Raw genomic sequence first — 4,259 nt, 5'->3', positions numbered from 1 at the left:
AGTGGAAACTTTTATCTGTTGCGTTACCTGTTTAGCGTAGGAGCTTTGCTTTCGTTCTTGTTTGGCTGCTTCAACTTCCGATACGTATTGTTTACGTAYTTKGGAGTTCCATCTAAAGCCACATGCACTTTCTGTCCTTCCTAATTGTTGTGCAGCTTCATTAAATGCTACTAGCTGTGAACTTTTTTCTCGAATATGTCTTANGGAGTTCCATCTAAAGCCACATGCACTTTCTGTCCTTCCTAATTGTTGTGCAGCTTCATTAAATGCTACTAGCTGTGAACTTTTTTCTCGAATATGTCTTAGGACGATCTCTGCTAGTAAATGATCTTCATCAGACTTCCACCCATCTTTTCGAGCTTCTTGCATGCTATCACCCCTTTGTGGTTTTTAATAGCCATTCTTTCCTGTTCTCCTATATTTATGCGGTTTTTCACTTACATACTTAACTATGTAATAAAAAACTCCCCAATTCTAAAAAATATATAGATTGCAGCTACCATTGATTTTATTCCACTCTAAATGCGTACTCGAAATATGTTTCCGAACNTATGTAATAAAAAACTCCCCAATTCTAAAAAATATATAGATTGCAGCTACCATTGATTTTATTCCACTCTAAATGCGTACTCGAAATATGTTTCCGAACCGTTTAGAAATTTGTTTGGTACTGACGAATGAAAAAAAGGAGCTGCAGTAAAGCAAGCTCCTCCACTATCGTACCCATTAGGTTAATGATGATCTTGTCTCAGTTCCATCGAAAATTACTTTGCGGTTTACCTTATAAAGTATTCCGACTAACTTACCAAGCAATATTTTCCCAATTTTCCTGCCGTTCTTTCCGGAAACGCTGAACCCAAGTTTCGGCAATGTCATCCGCGATTGGATCGAAGAACGGAGCTGCCACTTGAACGCCATTCGTAGGAATGTTTAAAAATTGCAGTACTTGTATAACTGTCTCTTCATACCGCTCAATGAAATCCTCATATACAATAGTCATGGGTACAATATGACCTTCCGCTAAGAAGGCTGCCACTCCTGCTTCACGCAATGTACACTCTACAAGCAAATGGTTAATGGCATCAAAGTTATACTGATCTGCAATATCCTCTTGATGCGGGCTTGTGCCATGTACCCGATGCCATTCTCCAGATACAATCGCTCTCCACCATGATACCGCAAGCCTTACCTTATTTCGTCGGGTCATGAAAATGTGCTTGCAATTGGGAAATGCCTCTGTCCAAATTCTTGGCCTCGATAGCCCTTCAGGGAGCTGAAGCTCTCTATGAAATGCTTGTATCCAATCATCTAGTTTAAAGGATGAGGTTTTAAGGCCAAATACACCATTCGTCGTCGTACCATCCTCCCATATTTTACGTAGGTATTTGATACTGAATGTTTCGGGATTTGGCTCAGTCAGCCATTCTCCTGGAATGCCAGCGACTCCTGTAGATTCAAGCGCTTTATATAATAAGGTACTCCCGGTTCGCTGTGAAAACCAAATGGTATAGCTGTTTGTAGGTTTCATAGATCATTCTCCTTCTCTGTTTCAATTTTGTATTTAGAAAGCACATAGTCTGCGAAAAAGTCTACACAGTACTCTAAACTAAAATACTCGGTATCGACTACAATGTCGGGTTGTAATGGAGGTTCGTATGGTGCGGATACTCCCGTAAAGTTTGACAGTGTACCCTCTCTTGCAAGTCGATACATCCCCTTTGGATCTCTACGCTCACATACCTCCAACGAACACTTAACATATAATTCCGTGAAATCTTCGGAGGTAAAATGCTGCTTTATGATTGCCCTGCTTGAATTAAAGGGGGATATTAGCGGTGCCAAGACTAGAACACCAGCTTCAATAAACATCAGCGATATTACAGCAGCTCTCCGTAGATTTTCCATACGATCCGTTTCGGTAAATCCAAGATCATGGTTTAATCCTTTGCGTAAACGATCACCGTCTATGATGGTACATCGTATGCCTTCTTGAAGCAGCCGCTTTTCTACTTCAATCGCTAATGTTGTTTTACCTGATCCAGGTAAACCGGTGAACCAAACTACCCCACTCTTATGACCATTCATCTTTTCTAAGTAATACCTGTGTATGACACATCCCCCCAAAAAAATAAATAAATGAAAATAGAAAAAAAGCCGTGTGTGAACATCGTTCACCCACGGCTTTTCATGCGTAAGAATGCTCAAACAAGGCATACTTTGCCCAAGCGCTCGCACAAATGCGTGATGATGATAAGGTTCATAACAGGAGTACATGAAAGGGGGCAAGGAAAAACAATCCCTACCTAAATTAGTAGAATCATCGCCCACGATCATGTGTTATTAGGTTAAAAATTAACCGATAACTTCTGTTAAAAACACTGTCATCATCATCACTGCACATATCCCACCTTCAACTATTTGTTACCAGTATAAACCATTTTGTGAAATAGTCAACGCCTTTATTGGAGTTTAGATTTCTTACATATTAACGAAACAAAGTGTAACTGAAAGGGATGTTATTATTGAATTATCCTGCCAGATAGTTGAGCAGGCTGCCGATGATGCCGACAGCCTGTCGTTATGGAGCTATCGTATCCGTTAGCGTAACAAAGGTTCCGTAGAAGTCACATAACCCATTGTCATTTTCCGTTTTGTTGTATTGAGATCATAATCACGCCATTATTCTTTGAGTAACATAACCCATTGTCATTTTCCGTTTTGTTGTATTGAGATCATAATCACGCCATTATTCTTTGAGTAATTAACAACATTACCGTAAGCTTCCGAGATTCCTCTAAGTGGCAAATATACTCGTCCGTCTTTAAAAACGGCTTCCTGAGGGATTCTAAATGTTAGATCTAGAACTTTATCTTCGAATTCCTTCTCACCTATCTTTATTGAAAATCCTTCCTTACTTTCTCCAATTACATCTTTGTCAAAGGCTGAAANNNAATGTTAGATCTAGAACTTTATCTTCGAATTCCTTCTCACCTATCTTTATTGAAAATCCTTCCTTACTTTCTCCAATTACATCTTTGTCAAAGGCTGAAAACACCAAGGTTTTCTCATATCCATCCCATAGCACTCCTTTACTTGTAACGATGAAAGGGAGAATATATACTAAATAACTCGGACTTACCAAGATACTTCCATTAATAAGAATAAACTCTTGTTTAGTCAGGTTTGANTTTACTTGTAACGATGAAAGGGAGAATATATACTAAATAACTCGGACTTACCAAGATACTTCCATTAATAAGAATAAACTCTTGTTTAGTCAGGTTTGACTTTTTACCATTTGCATACTCGATTTTGACGGAATCAACATTCATTGCTGCATTGACGGGAATACAAAAACCAAAGAAAAACATAGAAAACACTACAACATTAATAAATTTAMTCACTTTCATTTGGGTTCACTTCCTCTTCATTTTGTTTCCAAACNGGAATACAAAAACCAAAGAAAAACATAGAAAACACTACAACATTAATAAATTTAMTCACTTTCATTTGGGTTCACTTCCTCTTCATTTTGTTTCCAAACAATTATTAGACGTATATGTAAGATAATAGTTCCATTAATCTGCCCGTTAACATTCCTGTAGGTGTTAGTAGATTCGATTTGCAGAAAAACGAACGCCCCGCTAGGATGAGTATGTACTGGGTTGCAGCCCTCAGAACTCACCTTAGGAGGCGTTATTATGAAGTCTAGATTAATTAAAGCTCAAAATCAACGTGTAGAACGTATTTCTACTTCCACCCTTGTCATAGGCATCGACATTGCCAAGGAGAAACATGCTGCTCAAGCTATTAACTTTCGAGGTATTGTCCTCACCAATCGCCCAATTATGTTTTCGAACGACCATGCGGGCTTTGAGCATTTGTAAGCGGCGGAAGGCTTCTTCCTTTGGAGAGAAGGGTGTGTAGAACCCGCGTCTCACTGCATCNCATGAAGTCTAGATTAATTAAAGCTCAAAATCAACGTGTAGAACGTATTTCTACTTCCACCCTTGTCATAGGCATCGACATTGCCAAGGAGAAACATGCTGCTCAAGCTATTAACTTTCGAGGTATCGTCCTCACCAATCGACCAATTATGTTTTCGAACGACCATGCGGGCTTTGAGCATTTAATAAGCAGCATTCGTAAATTACAGAAAATGCACAACTTGAATGACGTCGTTGTGGGAATGGAAAGTACCGGTCACTACTGGTTCAATATCGCCAATTGGTTAATGTGCTCCTCTTTGTTCCAGCAGC

5 protein-coding genes and 1 pseudogene are annotated in these 4,259 nt (G+C 39.1%); 2 read left to right on the top strand and 4 right to left on the bottom strand.

Annotated features, from left to right (window positions below):
• Positions 1–802 precede the first annotated feature (802 nt).
• The 4 genes from ASG81_RS23305 to ASG81_RS33125 all read right to left on the bottom strand — a co-directional run.
• Positions 803–1,528 carry a Stf0 family sulfotransferase gene (locus ASG81_RS23305; RefSeq protein WP_056639923.1) on the bottom strand — a complete coding sequence of 242 codons (726 nt, stop codon included), beginning with the start codon at positions 1,526–1,528 and terminating at the stop codon, positions 803–805.
• Positions 1,525–2,085, bottom strand: coding sequence for an adenylyl-sulfate kinase (gene cysC, locus ASG81_RS23300; RefSeq protein ID WP_056639920.1), 561 nt, complete (start codon positions 2,083–2,085; stop codon positions 1,525–1,527). The genes ASG81_RS23305 and cysC overlap by 4 nt, the downstream gene beginning before the upstream one ends.
• A 621-nt stretch (positions 2,086–2,706) precedes the next feature.
• A complete protein-coding gene (locus tag ASG81_RS34140) occupies positions 2,707–2,892 on the bottom strand; it encodes a stalk domain-containing protein (protein ID WP_442952952.1) in 186 nt (61 codons plus the stop codon).
• A 296-nt stretch (positions 2,893–3,188) separates the two neighbouring features.
• Positions 3,189–3,410, bottom strand: a 222-nt coding sequence (locus ASG81_RS33125; protein ID WP_235548997.1) for a hypothetical protein, incomplete at its 3' end; no start/stop codon positions are given.
• Positions 3,411–3,701: 291 nt separating this feature from the next.
• On the opposite strand from ASG81_RS33125, the pseudogene ASG81_RS34135 reads away from it, so the two are divergent.
• Positions 3,702–3,884 (top strand): annotated as a pseudogene (locus tag ASG81_RS34135) (IS110 family transposase); the annotation flags it as partial.
• Between the two features lie 65 nt (positions 3,885–3,949).
• The coding region (locus ASG81_RS23280) for an IS110 family transposase (protein WP_155971826.1) at positions 3,950–4,259 on the top strand (310 nt) is incomplete at its 3' end.

This window comes from Paenibacillus sp. Soil522, assembly GCF_001428245.1.
Classification (GTDB): Bacteria; Bacillota; Bacilli; order Paenibacillales; family Paenibacillaceae; genus Pristimantibacillus.
This window is presented reverse-complemented; position numbering and strand designations above follow the sequence as displayed.